An 18,733-nucleotide genomic window follows, 5' to 3' on the forward strand; every position below is an offset into this window, starting at 1 on the left:
TTCATTGCGCTCGCCGCGTCGAATCAGAAGTCCGCGGGTACCTCGGCACCGGCCTCCGCGGTCACGTCGGCGCCGATACCGAGCTTCTCCTTGATCTTCTTCTCGATCTCGTCACGAACATCGGTGTTCTCCAGCAGGAACTTGCGGGCGTTCTCCTTACCCTGGCCCAGCTGGTCGCCCTCGTAGGTGTACCAGGAGCCGGACTTGCGGATGAAGCCGTGCTCGACGCCCATATCGATGAGCGAACCTTCCTTGGAGATGCCCTGGCCGTAGAGGATGTCGAACTCGGCCTGCTTGAACGGAGGCGAGACCTTGTTCTTCACGACCTTCACGCGGGTGCGGTTGCCGACCGCGTCGGTACCGTCCTTGAGGGTCTCGATGCGACGCACGTCCAGGCGCACCGAGGCGTAGAACTTCAGCGCCTTACCGCCGGTCGTGGTCTCGGGCGAGCCGAACATCACGCCGATCTTCTCGCGCAGCTGGTTGATGAAGATGGCGGTGGTGCCGGAGTTGTTCAACGCACCGGTCATCTTGCGCAGCGCCTGGCTCATCAGGCGGGCCTGCAGACCGACGTGGCTGTCGCCCATCTCGCCCTCGATCTCGGCGCGCGGCACCAGGGCGGCGACAGAGTCGATGACGATGATGTCGATCGCGCCGGAGCGCACCAGCATGTCGGCGATCTCCAAGGCCTGCTCACCGGTATCCGGCTGGGAGACCAGCAGCGCATCGGTGTCGACACCGAGTTTGCGTGCGTAGTCCGGATCGAGCGCGTGCTCGGCGTCGATGAAGGCGGCGACACCGCCCGCGGCCTGGGCATTGGCGACCGCGTGCAGCGCAACGGTGGTTTTACCCGAGGATTCCGGGCCGTAGACCTCGATGATGCGGCCGCGCGGCAGGCCGCCGATGCCGAGCGCCACATCCAGCGAAATGGAACCGGTCGGGATCACCGAGATGGGCTGGCGGGCCTCCTCGCCCAGGCGCATCACGGCACCCTTGCCGAAGCTCTTCTCCACCTGGGCCAGCGCCAGCTCGAGCGCCTTGTCGCGGTCGAACGCCTGTGGTGCCATGTCGTGATCCCCTTTTCGCCGGGTTGAGTCTCGTTCTTGGTTGGCGCCCACATTAGAGGGCGGCACCGACAAGTTCTGGCGACCAGCTTAAACGAACAGATGTTCGAGTCAAGCGACGCGCCGGGAGCCGCGCCCACGGCAATCACCGCGCGAATCACCGCGCCGGCGCGATTCGATCCACGTCCAGCAGCGTCTCGGCCTGTTTGAAGACCCGCAGGGCGGGCGTCACCTCGATATCGGTAATTCCGTCCAGCGCCCCGAGCCGCTGGGTGACGTATCGGTAGAGATCCGGGGTATCGCGGCATCAATGCGCCCGCACTCGTCTCCACGGGTATGGCGGCGGTGCCGCCACAGCAGGGCGGCACCGCGGCCGGTGCGGTGAATACGGCACGCCAACTCGGACTCGCTCTCGGTGTCGCGGTGCTCGGCACGGTTTTCCGCGGCGTAGCGGGCGCCGAACAGCCGATGACGTTGCCCCGTTTCATCGATGGGCTGGATGCGGCGTGCGCGGTGGCGAGCGGTGTAGGAATCGTATTCGGGCTCATCGCCTTCGGGCTGCTGTACCGGCAACGCGCGATCGCGCCGGCCACCGAAGCGGCCCTGGTCGCCTGACAGTTCTGGTCTACGCGGACATAATCGCGCTCGCACGGCAGTTTCCTGTCTGCGAGCACGATCAGTGTCCGCGCAGACCGGGCGTCTGCGGCGCCGCTACTGCTGCGGTAGGGCGGCGCCCTCCTCCTCCGGGCCGCGGGGGCCGAAGATGCGGCGGGCGGATTCGGGGATGCGTACGTCGTTGATGCTGGCCTCGCGGCGTGACATCAGGCCCTCGGGGGTGAATTCCCACTGTTCGTTGCCGTAGCTGCGCCACCACTGGCCGGATTCGTCGTGCCATTCGTACTGGAAGCGGACCGCGATACGGTCCCCTTCGAAGGCCCAGAGATCCTTGCGCAGGGCGTAGCCGTTTTCGGTGGACCACTTGCGGGTGAGAAAGTCGACGATAGCGGCTCGGCCGGTGAAGAACTCGTCGCGGTTGCGCCACACCGAATCCTCGGTATAGGCGGCGGCGACGCGTTCGGGATCGCGGGTGTTCCAGGCGTTCTCGGCGGCCAGTACCTTGGCCTTGGCGGACTCCAGGTCGAACGGGGGTAGTGGGGGTCGCATTGCTTTCCTTTCGGGGAGCGCCGGTGTCGGCGCGATGGGTTGGGGCAATCAGGATTCATGCGAATATTGCCCCCGTGGCGGCGCACTGTGCCTGGCGAATTCAGGGATTGACCGGCGACAGTTCGGCCGGACCCCAGCGCAGCGGTCCCGCGCCGCGCGTATCGATCACTTCTTCGATGGTGAAGTCGACCGAGCACTGTGCACCGGCGGCGAAAGTGACAGATTCCCAATTCAACTCGGCCCGGCCGGTCAGCTGCAACGCTCCGCCACCGGACCACTCCGGTATCAGGAGCCCGCAACGGGGGTTGACCTCGATATTGCCCAGCGTCATGAACATCGAATTGCCCCGGTAGTCCGGCCAGCGCAGTCGCGTCGGCGAAAGCACCTGCAGGAAACCGGGATTCCCGCCGCGATGGGAGGCGTCGGCATTGCCCTCGGCATCCGCGGTGGCGACGAAGAAGGTGTCCGCCGCGGCGATCACCGCCCGCTGCCGGTCATCGAGTTCGGCGCCGCGCCTGGGCACCGGGACCGCGGCGTCCGGCGAGTAGGACGTGACCTCCCTGCGCGAAATGTATTTCGGGCAATTCGAATACACCTGGTCCACCGTGATCCGCATCCCGCCGTCGCCGGGCAGGGCGCGGCCGTTGACGCGCATCCGCCTGCGCCGCTGCGGTTGCAGGGCGATCAGGCCGATCCGGTTCGGACGATCCATGGACCCGGACAATGGATCGCCCGCCGGGACCCGCGCATCGAGGGCGATCGTCTCGGCATCGAGGACGCGTACGAAGCCGGGCTGTCCGGCCAGCTGGCTGGCCCACAGCCGCCCGGCGGGATCCGCGGCGGCGAGCACCACCATGGGCTGCTCGGCCAGGAAGGACGCGGCGACGGCCGGGATATCGGCGCGGATCATGCGGCCGACGCGATCGGCGATATCCGCCTGACCCATGCGCCGTTGGACGGCGAGTTCGCCGGGGTGGAAGGACATCCCATCTCCCTCTCTTACCGGCGCGGGGCGCCGTCGATACCTAACGGGTGGACGAGCTCAGAAGAACCCGCAGGTCGGCGCGGTACCGGAGGGGGCGGGCGCGGATTCGGCGCCGCTCGGCGCGTAGACCTCGAGCCGAATGCCGTCCGGATCGGTGAAGAAGATGCCGCCGGAGGCCACGCCCTCACCGTGGGCGACCACGCCGTCGTGGGCGAAGTTCACCGCCAGCTCGCGCAGGACCGATTCGACCACGCGGACCTGGTCGATGGTGTCGACCTGGAACGAGAGGTGGTGCAGGCCGGGCGTCTCGGTGGAGAACGCCCCATCGGACTGCTCCCACAGCGTCACCACCAGTTTGCCGTCCGCGCCGAGAAACGCCCATCGGCGGTCGTCGCCGCCGACCGCGATCTGTTCGAAACCCAGTGCGCGACGGTAGAACTCGACCGAACGATCCAGGTCGGAGACGTTCAACCCGATGTGGCCGGTGGCGAGCTGGGGTGCGATCGCTGTCGTCATGGTGATTCTCCTCGGAATGTAAAACCACTATACTTCGCTTGACTGGTTAGAACATAAGCCGAACATCGACGCCGCGTCAACCCTCTAAATAGTTTTAGACAGTTAGTATGATGGTGACCATCGTTCCGACCACAGGGAACCCGTTAATCTCAGTCATGCTCGATCCCCGCCCCCACCTCGGTGAACCGCTGGCGCTCGACCTGCTCAACACCCGGTGGATAGAGCACGGACCGCAGGACCTCCTCACCGATGTGACAGGTCTGGAGATCTGGCTGCACGCCGCCGGTATCGACGCACCCGCCGACGAGCGCACCCTGGGGGCCGTGCTCGACGCCCGCACCGCGATCTACGACACGGTGCGACAGGCCGACCACACCGCGCTCAACGACGTACTCGACCACGGCCGCATCCGCCGCACCCTCACCGACACCGGGCCCGCGGACACTCCCGACGTGTCAGACCCCGCATGGCTCCCCGGCTGGCTCGCCGCCGATAACCTGCTTCAGCTCATCGCCCAGGCCCCGGACCGGATCCGGCAGTGCGCGCACCCGGACTGCGTGCTGTTCTTCTTCGATACCTCGAAGAACGGCACCCGCCGCTGGCATTCGATGGCGACATGCGGCAACCGCACAAAGGCGGCGCGCCACTACGCGAAGCAGACCTGAGGCCCCTCAGAAGAGTTCGTCGAGCAGGCGGTAGTAGTCCATGCGACGCTGATCGGGTGCGTCGAGGCCGTAGGCCGCGAAGAAGGCGCGGACCGCGTCGTCGCCGAAATCCTCGCGCAGATCGCGTTCGGCGAGGGCGATGTCCCGATACCGGTCCGCGACGCCCAACCCGCCGACGTCGAGGAGGATATCGCCCTCGAGCACGTTCGGCGGGGTGAAATCACCGTGCGCGACAACGAGATCCGACTCGTCCGGGCGGTCGTCGTGCAGGCGCCGCAGGACCTGTTCGGGAGTCAGACCGTGATGGTCGTCGTCGAAGTCATCGGGATCGACCAAACCCTCGAGCACATGCCTGCGCGCCTGCGCGAGGGTGATATCCAGCCGACCGTCGAACGGGCACTCGGCGATCGGAATCTCGTGCAGGCGGCGCAGTAGCGCGCCGAGGGCCCGGCCGACCGACTGCCCCACCTCCGCGGAATCCCCCGCCGCCGCCAGGCTCGCCGCCGCCGCGTCGGCCAGAACCAGCACATCAGCCTCGAAGACCGCGATCTCGGGCAGCCGAATGCCGTAGCCCCGCAACCACGTCAGACGCTCGTGTTCGGCGACGGCGCGGGGACCGCGCTTGATCCAGTAGCTGCCGTTGACGAAGATGACGTCGCCACTCATGCCCTCGTGATCGCCGGAGAAGGTTGGTGTGTCACCCAGTAGGGCGGCGACTGCGGGCGGGAGCGGGATAGGCAGTTCGTCGAGGGTCTCCAGCGCGACCCGGGTGGACTCGATGAGCTCCGGATCGCCCTCGCCCACCCGCAGGTGCAGAGCCTCTCGCAGCAGGTCACGAGCGGCATCCAGGTCGCCCTGTTCGGCCAGCGCCTTGCCCAAGTGCTGCACCGCGAACGACAGCACCTCGGGGGCGGTGGCGCGGGCCGCGTCGACCGCCCGGCGGAACAGGACGGTGGCGGTGGCGGCATCGCCCCGATAGCGGTGGACATCGCCGAGGTTGATCCAGACCGTGATTCGACGGCTCTGCGTGTCGACCAGCTCCAGCGCCCGATCGAGGTGGTCCAGCGCGGACTCGTACCGTCCGAGCAGCATCAGCTCGATGCCGGTCTGCCGGTAGCTCGCGAAATCGTGCGGGCGCGCGGCCGCGACCCGCGCGGCCAGGCTCTCCGGATCGACGGGGATCATCCCGTCCCGCTCGTCGAAACGATAGGACCGCTGCGCCACCGTGGGATCCGAAGTAGTCACCACCGCACCTTCGGTACATCGAATTCGGCGCACAGCGCGCGCCATACGTCTCGCGGGTCCACGCCCGCCTCGATCGCATCCGCCCCGGTCCGGCCCAGCGACGGAATCACATGGTCACTCAGCAAGGCATCGCCGCGCGCCACCCCGAACTCGGTATGCATCAGTTCCTGGAACTCAGTCAACCGCACCGTATTCAAGATACTCGCGCCCGCCCGAAAATCCCGAACCACCACCGCACCGGGCCGCCCCATCGGCCGCCACCCGGCAAAGCGACCGCCTGCGCCCGCGCTGGAGCACCCGATGGGGCGCTGAACTGCGGCGGATCGACCCCGCGTGTGCGCGGGGCAGCGTCGCACCCATCCGCGGCGCAGTCCACCGAGTTCTGGCCGTATACGCGCGACGCCGAGGGCTCGGTCACCGTCCTACTCAGGGCATCGGCAGGTGCGGGCGCTACGGGTGGGTGGTCATCAGGGCGTCGTGGCAGATCTTCACCGGGTCGGAGACATCGGAGAGACTCATGGACGCCTCCTCCGCCGCCGCGGTGAAGTGCGGGTGGTCGAGCATCGCCAGGACGGCGTCATGGACGGACTCGGCGGTGAGGGGGCGAATCAGGATCGAACCGCCTTGGCGGGCGGCACGGTTGGCCAGCTCCCACTGGTCGCCGCCGCCGGGCACGGTGACGATCGGGACGCCCGCGAGCAGGGATTTGGCGAGCAGGCCGTGACCGCCACCGCCGACGGTGACGGCGGCGTGGGTGAGCAGTTCGTCTTGGCGGCCGAGGCCCGCGGTGGCCCAGGACGGGAGATCGGCGGGCGGGGTGTCGAGCATGGAGATCGCGACGCGGACGCCGGTGCCGTCGAGTGCGGCCAGCACCGTCTCGACCATACCCGCGACGCCGGTATGCGCGGTGGAGGGCGCGACCATCACCAGCGGGCCGTCACCCGAGGGTGGTTCGAGGATCTCCGCGGTCGGCTCCCACAGCAGCGGACCGACCACGTGGGCGTTGTCCGGCCAGTCCGGGCGTGGCACCTCCAGGGCGGGCAGGGTGGCGATCAGGCGGGCCGTCGGCCCCGGGTCGGTGGCGGGCAAACCCACACTCTCCCTCGCCTTTTCGCGCTGCCGTAGCCCATTGCGGATGGCGCGGGCGGTCATGCGGCGCAGCACGCCGTCACGCATCCGGCCGCGTACCCCCTCGCCCGCCGGGAGCCCACTCCCGATGGGCGGCAATGCCTTGGACGGCAGGTACAGCGGATGCGGCGACAATTCCACCCAGGGCACGCCGAGCCGTTCGGCGGCCATCCCGCCACCCGCGGTGAGCACGTCCGAGACCACCAGTTCGGGCAGCATCGCGCTCAGGTCCGGCAGAATCTCCGTCGAAATATGCGCGGCACGTTCGTGAATGCGCTGCCCGGCGTCCCCGTCGTCGTCGACCGTGCGCGGCGCCAGACCCTTGAGTCTGCGCACCGCGATACCCGCGTCCTTGGCGGCATCGAACCACCGCGGACCCGTGAACAGCACCGGCTCGTCCCCCGCCGCCAGGAACCGCTCACACAGCGCCAGCGCCGGAAACGCATGACCGGGATCCGGCCCGGCAACAACGGCAACACGCATTCGCCCAGCCTGCCACACGGTGGTAAAGAGACATCGGCAGCCGTCGTCGTCGGCTCAGCCCCCGAAGTGGTACAGCTCGAAGCCGACGGCGTGGGCGGCGGGGAAACCGTCCTTGGGACCGGTGGCCATCTCGATGATCGCGCGGACCTGGGAATCGACCGGTTCGTCGCTGAGGACCTCCAGGTACCGGCGGTGGGCGGCGAGGGAGGCGGTGGCCTGGTCGAGGTTGTCGGCGACGTCGACGGCGTGGGTCATCACGGGGCCGACCACCGCCGCGTAGCGGGCGGACCAGGGCGGTAGCTCGGCGAGTTCGGGGAAGATCCATTCGTTGCCCGCGTCGGAGATGGCGTCCAGGCCGGCGCGGCCGACAGCGCGGTGATCGGCGCTGTTGGCATAGCCCGGTGCCCAGGTGTCCCCGAAGTTGAAGAGCACCACCAGTTCCGGGCGATGACGGCGGATGGCGGCGGCCAGATCGCGCCGCAGTTCCAGGTTCTCCTGCACCCGCCCATCGGGATGACCGAGGAATTCCACGCTGTGCACGCCGACCGCCCTGGCGCCCGCGATCTCCTCGGCCTCGCGCAGCGGTCCCGCCTCCGCGGGCGGCATGCCCGCGATGCCCGCCTCACCGCTGGTGACGAGCACATAGCGAATGTCCTTGCCCTGCCCCGTCCATCGGGCCACGGCCGCAGCCGCGCCGTACTCGATATCGTCCGGGTGCGCGACAATCACCAAGCCGCGCTGCCAATCCTCGGGTACCTGCTCCACGAGAGGACATTCAAGCAGTTCCGCCGCCACCGGCGCGCACGCAGTCGGAGCTCGACGACCGCCGGACGCGTATCCGACCTCGTGCCCGGATCACCCGAGCGGCGGACCGGTGAAGTGAGCGAGTGCACCCGCTGTTCGGCTCGTCGCGTCGAGATGGCCTGTGCACCACCGAATATCGGCCCGGCGCCGCACCGCCGGTCCGGCCCGGCACCGCAACGAGCTGCATGACGCCCCCGAGGTCCTCCCCTACAGCTTGCTGACGGTGTTGTTCGAACCCGAGACCGCCTTGTAGAGCAGGTAGAGGCCGAACACCACCGCGCTGATGACCAGGATCGGGAACAGCCCCTTGATCAGCGCACCGATGATGGCGAGCGCGATCCAGACGACCGCGACGACACCGATGATCTTCCACAGCATTTCCAGCCTCCTGAAGTCTCCGACGAACCGTCGTCCGACGATCCGACACCTTCCATGCTGGCAGCCGGGCGGCCAGAAATCACCAGGTCAGCACCGATATCCGGGTGCGAATCAGGGTTCACCCTGACACCGGGTCCGACCGCAGCGCCCCTCTGGTCAAAGGGACTTGACCGATTCCTGGACCGTTTCGGGCGGGGCCGCCGGGGCATTTACCAGGCCCGGCCCTGCCGCGGCGTGGTGGTCCCCCGCCGCCACCGCAAGCAAATTCCCGGAAACCATTGCTACAAAACTTTTCTACTGTCAGGATGTTCCCCGACGGCCCACTCCAGAAGCCGTCGGGGCGCTTTATCGACTACTACAGGACCCCTTTTGACACATCCGCAGCAACCCGGAGCATCACGGTTCGAACTCACGCCGGAATTCGAATCGACCCAAAAACAAACCGTCCCGTGGGTACGAATTACCGCCCGCTCCATGCCGCGTCCACACGGCGCGATCCTATTAACACCCGCATGCGACAGCACGGCCTTCACCTCGCTAACGGCAACGCCGACAGCGCTGTTCGCACTATCCGGGCGAGCTCTACCCCTCGTCGGCTGAACCGACGACACGGAATCCTTCCATAAACGGGAACGAGCAACGACGCTTCGATTCCGGTTCGATTCCGCTATTCACACATTCTCCGCAGAATGGCTGGCAAATGCTTTCTGCGGAATGACGAAACCGGATGCCGCGCGTCCCGAGACCCCTCCGGGAATGCTCCCGATAAATGGGAACTCCGATGCGCGGCATCCGGATTCGAATTCGGCCTACCCACGCGAATATCCAGCGGCGGAGTTCGAACCATGACGAATGACCCCGGTCGGCCGCCAGCGCTCGAGGTGGTGCGCGAGCTGACCGACGCCTCGGTCGGCCTGCGGACCGGTGTCCTGCGGGTGACCGGCGATCCGGGAGCCGATTTCCGGCTGGTGCGCGGAAGGGTCGTCGCCGTGCACACCCCGGGCGCACCGGGAGTTCCCGAACTGCTGGCGCGACCGGGGCGCATCTGCACGGGCGAGGCCGACCTGCGAGTGCTGGCGACGATGGCGGCTCTGGACGGCGCCTTCGCGACAGCGGCGGGATGGATCGGCGGCTGCTTCTGGAAGGAGGACCCGCCGGACGCGGACCCGTTGATACCGCGTATCGACGGCGTCGAGCCCGACCGGCTGATCGCGGAAACCCGACGACGACTCGGAGCACTGCGCCCGGCGTGGCTGTCACCGCACCGCAACCAGTTCCTGCGCACCGAATACGGCGAGGCCGCGATGCACGCCAACGCGACCGGCGAGCGACAGCAGATCCTGCGACAGGCCGACAGACTGCGCAGCTGCCGCGATCTCGCATTCCTATTGAGCCGCAGCCTCTTCGCGATCACGGTCGAGGTCGCCAGACTGCTGCGGGAAGACCTGCTGGTGATCCCGCAGCCCACCCGGCCCACCTCGGCATCGAAGGCGGCGGAATCCGCCGCCCTGCCGCGCCGTCGCCGCGGCGCCAGCGGCATCAACGAGTTGTTCCCGCCCCGATCACCACGACTCGGCCCACACCGGTCACCCGGCTGCGCGGAGCACACACAGCCACCAATGCCGCCCGAAGGGCGGATATCAGGAAGGACACGATGAACACCTCGAATACCGGCCCGGGCAGCATGACCGACCGGATCGGTCTCCTCGTCAAGAGTCTGCGTGGCGAAGCGCCGGAATGCCTGGCCTCCGGCGCCATCGATATGGCCACCGGAATGTTGCTGGCGGTCGAAACGGTCGACACCCACCCGCCGGAGGTCCTCGACCTGCTGGCCGCGGCCACCCTCGATCTGTTCCAGGGCCGCAATGTGGTGATGATCGAGGGCATCTTCAAGGAGCGGCGCGGCATCCGCACCGACCGGCACTACTTCCAGGAAATCCTGGTCAACAGCGACAACCTGACCCACCTGTTCATTCGGGCCGCGAGCCACGACGATGTCGTGGTGGTGGTCGTCTGCCGGAAGACGGTGAATGTCGGGATGCTGTTCGCCCAGACCCGGCGGGTGCTGAAAGACGCGGGGCAGCTGTGAGTTTCGCGGGTGCGAATCGGCGATCCGCCGCTCGCACCACCGGCTCTACTGTGAAAGACCTTGTGGCGGTTCCTGAGTCGCGATGACGGGCCGATCAGCGACCTCGGTCAGAGCCTGCGCCCATCCGTCCAAGCGATCCGCGGCGTGCCGCAGATCGGCCACGATGCCGTCGAATTGGTAGGCCACCACGGTGCTTTCGGGTACCGCGAGGATCTTGCTCGCGGCGGTCACGACCTGTTCGTATTCGACGATGCCCGCGTTCAGACGGTCCATCGCGAACCGCATATTGGTCGTGATGGCATCGGCCGCGTGGCGATTGTTGCGGCCCACCACCGCGATCGCACTCTCCATCTGAACCACATCCGCGGCCAGCGCGTGCAGGGCGGCGGCCCCGGAGTTCGCCGTCTCGATCATTTCGGTGAGTTCCTCGCGGGGCAAACGATTCGAGGCGCCGAGATGGGCGATCAAACCGTGCAATGCCCGTTCCGCGTTGACCAGGCGCGCGATCGGGGCGCGCGCGGCCGACCGCAGCGGCGGCTGCTTGCGCGGCAGGAATGCGGCCTGCGGCAACGGCTTCCCCCGTAACCGCAGGTAGCGGCGAGCGGTCAGCGCGGTTCCGGTCACCAACGCGACCGCACCGCCACCGAGTACCACGACGGCCCACGCGGGAGCCGAAATGACAACGAGTCCAACGGTTCCCGCGGTGGTCAGCCCGGAGACGGTGCCGAGCTGAAAACTGCGGCGGCGGGCTCGGCGTCGCTTGCGCAGTTCACGTTCCCGCGGATCGGCCCAGCGGCGCACCGCGACCAGGGCATGCTCCCCCATATCGCGCAGCGTGTCCGGCAGGCCGGCCGATGACGCACCGGTCGGGGCCCACGGCGCCGGATACCCCACGGCGGGCGGCCGATGCGATCGCTGTCGACTCATGTCCGCACCTCGCTCACGGCTGCACCGAGCCGGATTCGCTCACTCATGCCTAACCCCTCCCGACCGCTCGCACGGCTGGTGCCCCGTCCGGCCGGGCGGGCGGCCGAACGAGGGCGTCGACGGTCCCGGCTGCTGCTCGCATCGCGTCGCGCACCGAACCCGTCCCTACCGGCGTACCGCTACTGTTGTGCGGCCTGGCCCTTGTTCATCTGCGGCTGCGCCGGGTTGACCTGCGGCTGTGCGGGATTGATGGCGGACTGGCCAGCACCACCCGCGGGCAGCGACTCACCGCGCATGGAGGCGCGGATCTGCTCCAGCTTGCTGTGGCCCGCCATCTGGATGCTGGCCTGCTGGACCTCCATCATGCGACCCTGCACCGAATTCTGTGCGAGCTCCGCGGCGCCGAGCGCATTGGCGTAGCGGCGCTCGATCTTCTCGCGTACCGCGTCCAGGCTCGGGGTGCTGCCGGGCGCCGACAGCGTGGAGTCCATCTGCTGCAGCGAGGCCGAGACCTGCTCCTGCATCTTCGCCTGCTCCAGCTGGCTGAGCAGCTTGGTGCGCTCGGCGACCTTCTGCTGCAGCAGCATCGCGTTCTGCTCGACCGCCTTCTTGGCCTGCGCGGCGGCCTGCAGCGACTGGTCGTGCAGCACCTTCAGGTCCTCGACCGACTGCTCGGCGGTGACCAGCTGCGCGGCGAATGCCTCGGCGGCGTTGGTGTACTGGATCGCCTTCTCGGTGTCGCCCGCGGAAGCGGCCTGGTCGGCCAACATGACCGCCTGGCGCGCATTGGCGTTGAGCTTCTCGACCTCGTCGAGCTGCCGGTTCAACTTCATCTCCAGCTGACGCTGGTTGCCGATGACCGACGCGGCCTGCTGTGAGAGGGCCTGGTGCTGGCGCTGAGCTTCCTCGATAGCCTGCTGAATCTGAACCTTCGGATCCGCGTGCTCCTCGATCTTCGCATCGAAGAGGGCCATCATGTATTTCCAGGCCTTGACGAACGGATTAGCCATCGATTGATCCCGCCTCCATCTGATGTACCGCTTCATGCGGCTCCGGTGCGCGACCGTCACGCACCTGCTGTGTGCCTATCCTCCACCATGCGGCACCTGGACCGGACAAACCCGGCCCAACCGACGCCTATAAGAGAATCTATCCGTTTTCGGCACCGGACCGCAGCGTTGCCCGCGGCGGGGCACCCTCAGTTGCTCTTCACCAACACCAACATGTCCGCCTTCGGCGCCGGAATGACGATCCGGGTCTCCTCCGCGATACGCGACGGCCGCGCACCCGGATCGGCCGCCGACATGCTCGCGCTGGCGGGCGCGAGTGCAGGCTCGGAGGCCGCGGGAGCCTCCGCGGGCTCGGCCGCGGCGGGCTGTTCGACCTCTTGGGCGGGCACGGCGGCGGCCTCGTTCGCCGGCAGTCCATCGGCGCCCGCCATGATCGTGCTCACATCCCAGAGGACCCGCGACAGCGGCACATCCAGGGCGGCGCAGATGGCGGCGAGCAATTCGCTGGACGCCTCCTTGCGACCCCGCTCGACCTCCGAAAGATAGCCCAGGCTCACGCGGGCCGAGGTGGACACCTCTCGCAGGGTCCGATGCTGGGCGAGACGTGCACGCCGCAGACTGTCCCCGATCGCCTCTCGCAGCAGCGTCATCTCGTTCTCCTTCGCTCGGCGTTCACCGGGCCAACGCGCGGCGGCCGATCGCCGGGCGCGCACCGTTCTTTCTGGCACAACGTCGGACGACGGCCGGTTGGTTCCCGTCCTGGCGAAACTCGATAGCGGCGAGTTCAGCCCTGGACGCACCGCAGCAGTTCCCGCACCGCGATCTGCGTCGCGGTGAGTCTGATCGTCCACCGCTCGCCGGACAGTTGCAACCGCATCACTTCGGTATGCCACGGGCTGGACAGCCCGAGGAACACCGTGCCGACCGGATGCCCGTCCTGAGAATCCGGCCCGGCGACACCGGTCAGGCCGATGCCCCAATCCGTTCCGCACCTGGTCCGGGCCCCGACGGACAGCTGTTCGGCGGTACTGGCCGCCACCGGCCCCTCGGTCTCCAGCAGTTCGTTGCTCACACCCGCCAGGCTGTGTTTGAGATCGGTCGCGTAGACCACCAATCCGCCGCGCAACACCGCGCTGGCACCCGGAACCCCCGCGATGGTCGCGGCGACCAGCCCGGCGGTCAGCGACTCCGCGGTGGCCACGGTCTGCCCGGCGGCGACGAGGGCGCGTACCAATTCGGCGGCGGGTACCGCCGCGGTGAGCGGATCGGTCATCTGCCGCGTGCCCGTGGACCGCCCGCGAACCACACCCGAGCCGCCTGCCCGACGTAGTCCAGGCCGGTGACAACCGTCAGGACGACAGCCAGATACATCAACGCCATCCCCGCGGCGGCGAATCCACCCGACAGCGGCAGCAGCAGCGCCGCGATCGCCAGCGACTGCACCAGGGTCTTCAATTTGCCGCCACGTCCGGCGGGGATGACGCCTCGGCGCACCACCGCCAGCCGCAACAGCGTGACACCCAGCTCACGGCCGCAGATCACCAGCGTGATCCACCACGCCAAGTCGCCGAGCAGGGAGAGCCCGATCAGCGCCGAACCGATCAGCGCCTTATCCGCGATGGGATCGGCGAGCTTGCCGAAATCGGTGACCAAGCCGTATTTGCGTGCCAGTTGCCCATCGAAGCGATCGGTGATGGCGGCGATCCCGAACAGCGCGGCCGCGGCGATCCGCCAGCCGGTGTCGTGGCCGCCGCCGGCGAACAACGCGAGCACGAACAGCGGCACGATCGCGATGCGCAGCATGGTGAGCACATTCGCGATATTCATCAGCGGTACAGCGACGGGTTCACCCTGGGTCGGCGTGAATCCCGAGCGCACCGGAACCGCGTCAGGCCACTGGCGATCGATTTCCTCTGGTTGCACGCTCATGCCTCCGCCTCGCTGGCGCTCGGCTCCGGCATGACCGTGCACACGGCAGTGCCAACTACTCCCTCGCTACGCTCCCACGCCGCCCCCGCCCCGCAAGCGCCCGGCTCCGGCACGACCGTGCACACCGCAGTGCCAACTACTCCCTCGCTACGCTCCCACGCCGCCCCCGCCCCGCAAGCGCCCGGCTCCGGCACGACCGTGCACACCGCAGTGCCAACTACTCCCTCGCTACGCTCCCACGCCGCCCCCGCCCCGCAAGCGCCCGGCTCCGGCACGACCGTGCACACCGCAGTGCCAACCGCTCCCTCGCTACGCCGTTGCGCCCGGTCGCGCTGCACGGCGCGATGCGGTGAGCGGAACGACAGGATGTGCGGCACACGATCAGACTATCGGTAACCGGGCCGACTACTGTGCACCCCATGACCTCTCGGGGACCACAGGGTGGTTCGACCAGCGACGCACATCCGGGCGCGGCACCCGCCGCGCAGTCCGTCGGACCGGTAGTGCGACGCGCGCGAACCTCCGATATCCCCGATATCAAACACCTCGTCGATGTCTATGCCGGTCGGATCCTGCTGGAGAAGAGCCTGGTGACGCTGTACGAGGCGGTACAGGAATTCTGGGTGGCCGATTTGGAGGGCCGGGTCGTCGGCTGCGGCGCACTGCATGTCCTATGGGCCGACCTCGGCGAGGTGCGCACGGTCGCGGTGCATCCGGACGTCAAGGGACACGGAGTGGGCAAGCTCATCGTGCAGCGGCTCATCGCGGTGGCCAGGGAACTGGAGTTGCGACGGCTGTTCGTGCTCACCTTCGAGGTGGAGTTCTTCAGTAGGCACGGTTTCGCCGAGATCGACGGCACCCCGGTGACCGCCGAGGTGTACGCCGAGATGTGCCGGTCCTACGACACCGGTGTGGCCGAATTCCTCGATCTGAGTTATGTGAAGCCGAACACCCTCGGCAATACTCGAATGTTGCTGAATCTCTGAGACAGGAAGCGATCCGCCGTGCCGATCTTCGCCGTTCATTACACCTACTCCGATGCCACGGTCGCGGGACGCGATACCCACCGACCGGATCATCGCGCCTGGCTCTTGGATCTGGTCGACGCGGGCACGCTGCTCAGCAGCGGCCCCTATCCGGACGGCTCCGGCGCCCTGCTCCTCTTCCGGGCCGAGGACGAGACCGCGCTGAAGGATCTGCTGACGCAGGACCCCTTCGCACGGGAAGGTCTCATCGACGCGGTACGCACGGTCGAGTGGCTGCCCGTCATGGGCGCTTTCGCCCCCTGAACCGGGCCCTGATCCGCACAGCCCTCGATCGCCGTGATCGAGGGCTGTGCACCGATCCGGATACCGCGCTCAGACCCCGGTCGGTCGGTCCGCGGTGCCGCGGGTCTTGATCAGGCTGGCCACGGTCGCGATCACCAGGATGCCGAAGATCACGCCGAGCGAGACCGCGGTGGAGATTTCCGGCACGTCGACGTGTTCGCCGCCGTTGATGAACGGCAGCGTGTTCTCGTGCAGCGCGTGCAATACCAGCTTCACACCGATGAAGGCGAGGATGGCCGCCAATCCGTAGGAGAGGTAGACGAGCCGATCCAGCAGACCGCCGATGAGGAAGTACAGCTGACGCAGACCCATCAGGGCGAAGGCGTTCGCGGTGAAGACCAGGTACGGCTGCTCGGTGAGGCCGTAGATGGCGGGGATGGAATCGAGCGCGAACAGCAGATCGGCGAAACCGATGGCGAGCAGAGCCAGTAACAGCGGAGTCACCACTCGGCGGCCGTCGATCGTGGTAACCAGCTTGTCGCCGTCGTATTCCTCTGTGGTCGGAAGCACTCGTTTGGCAAGTGTCACGATGCGACTGTCGCGCTTCTGTTCGTGCTCGACCTCATGTCCGCTCTCGCGCAGCAGTTTGGCCGCGGTGTAGATCAGGAACAGGCCGAACAGGTAGAAGACCCAGCTGAACGCGCTGATCGCGGCGGCGCCGACAGCGATGAACAGGCCGCGCATCACCAGCGCCAGCACGATGCCGATGAGCAGCACCTTCTGCTGGTAGATCCGGGGCACCGCGAAGGTGGTCATGATGATCAGGAAGACGAAGAGGTTGTCCACCGAGAGCGCCTTCTCGGTAACGAAGCCCGCGTAGTACTCCCCGGCGTAGGTGCCACCCCATTTCCAGGCGACGAAACCGCCGAAGAGCAGTGCGATCCCGATGTAGACCGCGGACCAGAACCCCGATTCCCGGAAGGTCGGCTCGTGTGGGGTGCGCACGTGGGCGAAGAAGTCGAAGACGAACAATCCCAGGATCACCAGGATGGTGATCACCCAGATCAGTGCGGTTACCTGCATGTAGTGGTCCGATCGAAGCTCATGACAGCCATCATGCCCGATTTGTCCGTTCCATTCGGCATAGCGGGTCAGTTGCTGGCAATGATTTCACACACAACCCGCCGGTCCGACGGGACGCCCTGGCAAACCGTAGAGGACAACGTTGCGCCTCTGCGAGGAAATAGGTTTCGCGTACCGAATCCGGGTGTTAGCGTCGAAGACAACGAAATCGACCGCCACACAAGGCGGCAACGAAAGGGCAGGACAATGACCGGGCGAACCATCCAGCAGCGACGGCAGTCGCTCGATGGCGCCTGGCGTAGCCGTGCCCGGCTATCCGCCATGCGCCTCTACCACCTCGCGCGCTTCCGGAGCGGCCCCTGAGGTCTCGATTATCGAGCAGACCTGAGACAGGGGTCACTCCACGGCTATCGCCGAGGGGTGACCCTTTTCTTGTTCTGCGACACAGCTCGCATGCGGATGTAGCTCAATGGGAAGAGCGGCCGTCTCCAAAGCGGTCGGTTGGGGGTTCGAATCCCTCCATCCGTGCGACGACAACTTCACAGCGACACCCGATACGGCAGTATGCCCGAGCGGACGAAGGGACCTGGTTGTAACCCAGGCGCGCAAGCCCCGGAGGTTCGAATCCTCCTGCTGCCACACACATTTCATTCAACCCGTGTAGCTCAGCGGAAAGAGCGGCGTCCTCCGACGACGCAGGCCGGTGGTTCGATCCCACCCACGGGTACGAAAGACACTCCCTCGTAGCCCAACTGGTAGAGGCGTCGGCCCTAGGAGCCGGTAGTTGCGAGTTCGAATCTCGCCGGGGGAACGATCCCGCGCTGCGGCGCGGGGATGCGCTCGTAGCTCAACGGACAGAGTGTCTGACTACGACTCAGAAGGTTGGAGGTTCGAATCCTCCCGGGCGCGCTGATGGGGTGTGGTGTAGCTGGCGGCATGACGGATTTCCGTGTCTACCGTCAAGGATTCGTACCCCGATTGCCACGGTCAGAACGCTGACTACCTGGGACGCGCGCCCAACCCCGCAGCGGCGCCAAGCCCACGTCGGAGTAGACGTTTTCGTATTGCCACATCTGAGACCCCCAACCTCCGCGAAACGGCCAAGACGCTAGCGGCCCTTACCTGTTCCACCAGCTCGTGGTCTGCGGGCCATGCAATGACCTCTCGGTCAGTCCGGAAGACGGGTGCCGAGCGCTCCTGGGTTGGCCCTTTGCAATGAGGGCATCGTTTGCGAGTAGATGCGACCGCGCCGCCGCAGGTGAAACACCTTATTAGACCGTTTATTCTGCCGCAGAATGTCTCCGTCTGGCTGTGGCAATTGGGGCACAGAAAACGCAGGTTCTCCAACCTGTGGTCAGTTCGTAGGCCATTGACGTGATCCACTTGCAGCGTGAGGGGAGCACCTTGCCACTCCGGCCCAATTCCGCACAACGCACATGTGTACTCGCGCCCCAATCTGATGAGACGCTCACGAGTCCGGCCGTTGTTACGCGCTGTGACACCAATGGCGAAGTATTCGCAGTCGGGTGTGCGGACGCTCCTAGAAAGCCCTCTAGCGTGCTCGCGGATGACAGCTCTACCTCTATCGGACAGTGCGTCAGGATCCAAGGAGAACGCACGCATTGCCCTGTCCAACGAGGCATAATTGCCTCCTGCTGGGCGCAGTCCGAGACGTTCCAGCACCTCCCGCTTGCTGCTACTACCAGTTACCGCATTCAGCAGCTTCTCGCGATCCCACAAACATGCTGTTCCGCGGCCTCGGCATGATGGCAATATTATCGTAGTGGCGACATCCTTAGACAGTTCGAAGTCCGCAGTACCGCCGCCCACTACACCAGCCGGATAGTTATTACAGTCGCGATCTGGTCGAACACGACAGGGTGCCGTGGGAGGCGCTGCCCTGGCGGATGATCGCCGATACGGCCGACGAGCCGCGCCTCGCCGGATATCCGGAACGACGCCTTCCGCTCAGCTACACCGTGCAGGCCCGACGCG

General features: G+C 66.9%; 22 protein-coding genes and 5 tRNA genes. 11 read left to right on the plus strand and 16 right to left on the minus strand.

Features of this window, described 5'->3' with window-relative positions; genetic code table 11:
• Positions 1-23: 23 nt before the first annotated feature.
• On the minus strand, positions 24-1,067 hold the full coding sequence (gene recA / locus AB0H61_RS04280) for a recombinase RecA (protein WP_357299005.1): 1,044 nt from the start codon (positions 1,065-1,067) through the stop codon (positions 24-26).
• Between the two features lie 333 nt (positions 1,068-1,400).
• Between recA and AB0H61_RS04285 the strand changes: the two genes are divergently transcribed.
• Positions 1,401-1,679 (plus strand): hypothetical protein, encoded by a 279-nt coding sequence (locus AB0H61_RS04285; protein ID WP_357299007.1) that lies wholly within the window; start codon positions 1,401-1,403, stop codon positions 1,677-1,679.
• 96 nt (positions 1,680-1,775) lie between these two features.
• On the opposite strand, the gene AB0H61_RS04290 is transcribed toward AB0H61_RS04285, so the two are convergent.
• The 3 genes from AB0H61_RS04290 to AB0H61_RS04300 form a co-directional block, all read right to left on the minus strand.
• Positions 1,776-2,228: a nuclear transport factor 2 family protein gene (locus tag AB0H61_RS04290; RefSeq protein ID WP_357299010.1), complete on the minus strand. Its 453-nt coding sequence runs from the start codon at positions 2,226-2,228 to the stop codon at positions 1,776-1,778.
• A 100-nt stretch (positions 2,229-2,328) separates the two neighbouring features.
• Positions 2,329-3,213 carry a pyridoxamine 5'-phosphate oxidase family protein gene (locus AB0H61_RS04295; RefSeq protein ID WP_357299012.1) on the minus strand — a complete coding sequence of 295 codons (885 nt, stop codon included), beginning with the start codon at positions 3,211-3,213 and terminating at the stop codon, positions 2,329-2,331.
• 57 nt (positions 3,214-3,270) lie between these two features.
• Complete coding sequence (locus tag AB0H61_RS04300; protein WP_357299014.1) at positions 3,271-3,729, minus strand: VOC family protein; 459 nt, start codon at positions 3,727-3,729, stop codon at positions 3,271-3,273.
• 155 nt (positions 3,730-3,884) lie between these two features.
• On the opposite strand from AB0H61_RS04300, the gene AB0H61_RS04305 reads away from it, so the two are divergent.
• Positions 3,885-4,394: a CGNR zinc finger domain-containing protein gene (locus AB0H61_RS04305; protein ID WP_357299017.1), complete on the plus strand. Its 510-nt coding sequence runs from the start codon at positions 3,885-3,887 to the stop codon at positions 4,392-4,394.
• 6 nt (positions 4,395-4,400) lie between these two features.
• Here the strand turns inward: AB0H61_RS04305 and AB0H61_RS04310 are convergent, their stop codons facing one another.
• The 5 genes from AB0H61_RS04310 to AB0H61_RS04330 all read right to left on the minus strand — a co-directional run bounded on the left by AB0H61_RS04310 (position 4,401) and on the right by AB0H61_RS04330 (position 8,432).
• Positions 4,401-5,639 carry a phosphotransferase gene (locus AB0H61_RS04310; RefSeq protein WP_357299019.1) on the minus strand — a complete coding sequence of 413 codons (1,239 nt, stop codon included), beginning with the start codon at positions 5,637-5,639 and terminating at the stop codon, positions 4,401-4,403.
• Positions 5,636-5,827 (minus strand): DUF3046 domain-containing protein, encoded by a 192-nt coding sequence (locus AB0H61_RS04315; protein WP_357299022.1) that lies wholly within the window; start codon positions 5,825-5,827, stop codon positions 5,636-5,638. The genes AB0H61_RS04310 and AB0H61_RS04315 overlap by 4 nt, the downstream gene beginning before the upstream one ends.
• A gap of 262 nt (positions 5,828-6,089) precedes the next feature.
• On the minus strand, positions 6,090-7,250 hold the full coding sequence (locus AB0H61_RS04320; RefSeq protein ID WP_357299025.1) for a glycosyl transferase: 1,161 nt from the start codon (positions 7,248-7,250) through the stop codon (positions 6,090-6,092).
• A 54-nt stretch (positions 7,251-7,304) separates the two neighbouring features.
• Positions 7,305-8,015 (minus strand): PIG-L deacetylase family protein, encoded by a 711-nt coding sequence (locus AB0H61_RS04325; protein ID WP_357299028.1) that lies wholly within the window; start codon positions 8,013-8,015, stop codon positions 7,305-7,307.
• Between the two features lie 246 nt (positions 8,016-8,261).
• On the minus strand, positions 8,262-8,432 hold the full coding sequence (locus tag AB0H61_RS04330; protein ID WP_357299029.1) for a hypothetical protein: 171 nt from the start codon (positions 8,430-8,432) through the stop codon (positions 8,262-8,264).
• 845 nt (positions 8,433-9,277) lie between these two features.
• Between AB0H61_RS04330 and AB0H61_RS04335 the strand changes: the two genes are divergently transcribed.
• Positions 9,278-10,090: a hypothetical protein gene (locus AB0H61_RS04335; RefSeq protein ID WP_357299030.1), complete on the plus strand. Its 813-nt coding sequence runs from the start codon at positions 9,278-9,280 to the stop codon at positions 10,088-10,090.
• Positions 10,087-10,521, plus strand: coding sequence for a hypothetical protein (locus AB0H61_RS04340; protein WP_357299033.1), 435 nt, complete (start codon positions 10,087-10,089; stop codon positions 10,519-10,521). Before AB0H61_RS04335 ends, AB0H61_RS04340 begins: the two co-directional genes overlap by 4 nt.
• 45 nt (positions 10,522-10,566) lie before the next feature.
• Here AB0H61_RS04340 and AB0H61_RS04345 read toward each other — a convergent pair whose 3' ends face one another.
• The 5 genes from AB0H61_RS04345 to pgsA form a co-directional block, all read right to left on the minus strand.
• The gene (locus AB0H61_RS04345) at positions 10,567-11,448 is read right to left on the minus strand and encodes a hypothetical protein (RefSeq protein ID WP_357299036.1); all 882 of its coding nucleotides are present in this window, start codon (positions 11,446-11,448) and stop codon (positions 10,567-10,569) included.
• A gap of 179 nt (positions 11,449-11,627) precedes the next feature.
• The gene (pspA, locus tag AB0H61_RS04350; protein ID WP_357299874.1) at positions 11,628-12,458 is read right to left on the minus strand and encodes a phage shock protein PspA; all 831 of its coding nucleotides are present in this window, start codon (positions 12,456-12,458) and stop codon (positions 11,628-11,630) included.
• Between the two features lie 188 nt (positions 12,459-12,646).
• Complete coding sequence (locus tag AB0H61_RS04355) at positions 12,647-13,108, minus strand: helix-turn-helix transcriptional regulator (protein WP_357299039.1); 462 nt, start codon at positions 13,106-13,108, stop codon at positions 12,647-12,649.
• A gap of 134 nt (positions 13,109-13,242) precedes the next feature.
• Positions 13,243-13,731 carry a CinA family protein gene (locus AB0H61_RS04360; RefSeq protein WP_357299041.1) on the minus strand — a complete coding sequence of 163 codons (489 nt, stop codon included), beginning with the start codon at positions 13,729-13,731 and terminating at the stop codon, positions 13,243-13,245.
• Positions 13,728-14,387 carry a CDP-diacylglycerol--glycerol-3-phosphate 3-phosphatidyltransferase gene (pgsA, locus tag AB0H61_RS04365; protein WP_357299044.1) on the minus strand — a complete coding sequence of 220 codons (660 nt, stop codon included), beginning with the start codon at positions 14,385-14,387 and terminating at the stop codon, positions 13,728-13,730. The genes AB0H61_RS04360 and pgsA overlap by 4 nt, the downstream gene beginning before the upstream one ends.
• A gap of 419 nt (positions 14,388-14,806) precedes the next feature.
• On the opposite strand from pgsA, the gene AB0H61_RS04370 reads away from it, so the two are divergent.
• Both AB0H61_RS04370 and AB0H61_RS04375 read left to right on the plus strand, forming a co-directional pair.
• Entirely contained in the window at positions 14,807-15,373 is a 567-nt protein-coding gene (locus AB0H61_RS04370) for an amino-acid N-acetyltransferase (protein WP_357299045.1), read from the plus strand.
• Positions 15,374-15,391: 18 nt separating this feature from the next.
• Entirely contained in the window at positions 15,392-15,676 is a 285-nt protein-coding gene (locus tag AB0H61_RS04375; protein ID WP_357299048.1) for a YciI family protein, read from the plus strand.
• 69 nt (positions 15,677-15,745) lie between these two features.
• Here the strand turns inward: AB0H61_RS04375 and AB0H61_RS04380 are convergent, their stop codons facing one another.
• Complete coding sequence (locus AB0H61_RS04380) at positions 15,746-16,738, minus strand: TerC family protein (protein WP_357299050.1); 993 nt, start codon at positions 16,736-16,738, stop codon at positions 15,746-15,748.
• Positions 16,739-17,193: 455 nt separating this feature from the next.
• Between AB0H61_RS04380 and AB0H61_RS04385 the strand changes: the two genes are divergently transcribed.
• From AB0H61_RS04385 to AB0H61_RS04405, 5 genes are all read left to right on the plus strand, one after another.
• A tRNA-Trp gene (locus AB0H61_RS04385) sits at positions 17,194-17,266 on the plus strand.
• Between the two features lie 30 nt (positions 17,267-17,296).
• Positions 17,297-17,377, plus strand: a tRNA-Tyr gene (locus AB0H61_RS04390).
• A gap of 15 nt (positions 17,378-17,392) precedes the next feature.
• Positions 17,393-17,465: transfer RNA gene (locus AB0H61_RS04395), tRNA-Arg, on the plus strand.
• A gap of 10 nt (positions 17,466-17,475) precedes the next feature.
• Positions 17,476-17,549, plus strand: a tRNA-Leu gene (locus AB0H61_RS04400).
• A 25-nt stretch (positions 17,550-17,574) separates the two neighbouring features.
• Positions 17,575-17,647: transfer RNA gene (locus tag AB0H61_RS04405), tRNA-Arg, on the plus strand.
• A gap of 90 nt (positions 17,648-17,737) precedes the next feature.
• On the opposite strand, the gene AB0H61_RS04410 is transcribed toward AB0H61_RS04405, so the two are convergent.
• Positions 17,738-18,361 carry an HNH endonuclease signature motif containing protein gene (locus AB0H61_RS04410; protein WP_357299053.1) on the minus strand — a complete coding sequence of 208 codons (624 nt, stop codon included), beginning with the start codon at positions 18,359-18,361 and terminating at the stop codon, positions 17,738-17,740.
• Between the last annotated feature and the right edge of the window lie 372 nt (positions 18,362-18,733).

The organism is Nocardia sp. NPDC050710 (genome assembly GCF_040654375.1).
Classification (GTDB): Bacteria; Actinomycetota; Actinomycetes; order Mycobacteriales; family Mycobacteriaceae; genus Nocardia.

Excerpts from the sequence above, each read along its gene's own strand:
- recA (WP_357299005.1), bottom strand. The coding sequence starts at position 1,067 with ATGGCACCACAGGCGTTCGACCGCGACAAGGCGCTCGAGCTGGCGCTG.
- AB0H61_RS04285 (WP_357299007.1), top strand. The coding sequence starts at position 1,401 with ATGGCGGCGGTGCCGCCACAGCAGGGCGGCACCGCGGCCGGTGCGGTG.
- AB0H61_RS04290 (WP_357299010.1), bottom strand. The coding sequence starts at position 2,228 with ATGCGACCCCCACTACCCCCGTTCGACCTGGAGTCCGCCAAGGCCAAG.
- AB0H61_RS04295 (WP_357299012.1), bottom strand. The coding sequence starts at position 3,213 with ATGTCCTTCCACCCCGGCGAACTCGCCGTCCAACGGCGCATGGGTCAG.
- AB0H61_RS04300 (WP_357299014.1), bottom strand. The coding sequence starts at position 3,729 with ATGACGACAGCGATCGCACCCCAGCTCGCCACCGGCCACATCGGGTTG.
- AB0H61_RS04305 (WP_357299017.1), top strand. The coding sequence starts at position 3,885 with ATGCTCGATCCCCGCCCCCACCTCGGTGAACCGCTGGCGCTCGACCTG.
- AB0H61_RS04320 (WP_357299025.1), bottom strand. The coding sequence starts at position 7,250 with ATGCGTGTTGCCGTTGTTGCCGGGCCGGATCCCGGTCATGCGTTTCCG.
- AB0H61_RS04330 (WP_357299029.1), bottom strand. The coding sequence starts at position 8,432 with ATGCTGTGGAAGATCATCGGTGTCGTCGCGGTCGTCTGGATCGCGCTC.
- AB0H61_RS04335 (WP_357299030.1), top strand. The coding sequence starts at position 9,278 with ATGACGAATGACCCCGGTCGGCCGCCAGCGCTCGAGGTGGTGCGCGAG.
- AB0H61_RS04340 (WP_357299033.1), top strand. The coding sequence starts at position 10,087 with ATGAACACCTCGAATACCGGCCCGGGCAGCATGACCGACCGGATCGGT.
- AB0H61_RS04345 (WP_357299036.1), bottom strand. The coding sequence starts at position 11,448 with ATGAGTCGACAGCGATCGCATCGGCCGCCCGCCGTGGGGTATCCGGCG.
- pspA (WP_357299874.1), bottom strand. The coding sequence starts at position 12,458 with ATGGCTAATCCGTTCGTCAAGGCCTGGAAATACATGATGGCCCTCTTC.
- AB0H61_RS04355 (WP_357299039.1), bottom strand. The coding sequence starts at position 13,108 with ATGACGCTGCTGCGAGAGGCGATCGGGGACAGTCTGCGGCGTGCACGT.
- AB0H61_RS04360 (WP_357299041.1), bottom strand. The coding sequence starts at position 13,731 with ATGACCGATCCGCTCACCGCGGCGGTACCCGCCGCCGAATTGGTACGC.
- pgsA (WP_357299044.1), bottom strand. The coding sequence starts at position 14,387 with ATGAGCGTGCAACCAGAGGAAATCGATCGCCAGTGGCCTGACGCGGTT.
- AB0H61_RS04370 (WP_357299045.1), top strand. The coding sequence starts at position 14,807 with ATGACCTCTCGGGGACCACAGGGTGGTTCGACCAGCGACGCACATCCG.
- AB0H61_RS04380 (WP_357299050.1), bottom strand. The coding sequence starts at position 16,738 with ATGCAGGTAACCGCACTGATCTGGGTGATCACCATCCTGGTGATCCTG.
- AB0H61_RS04410 (WP_357299053.1), bottom strand. The coding sequence starts at position 18,361 with ATGCGTGCGTTCTCCTTGGATCCTGACGCACTGTCCGATAGAGGTAGA.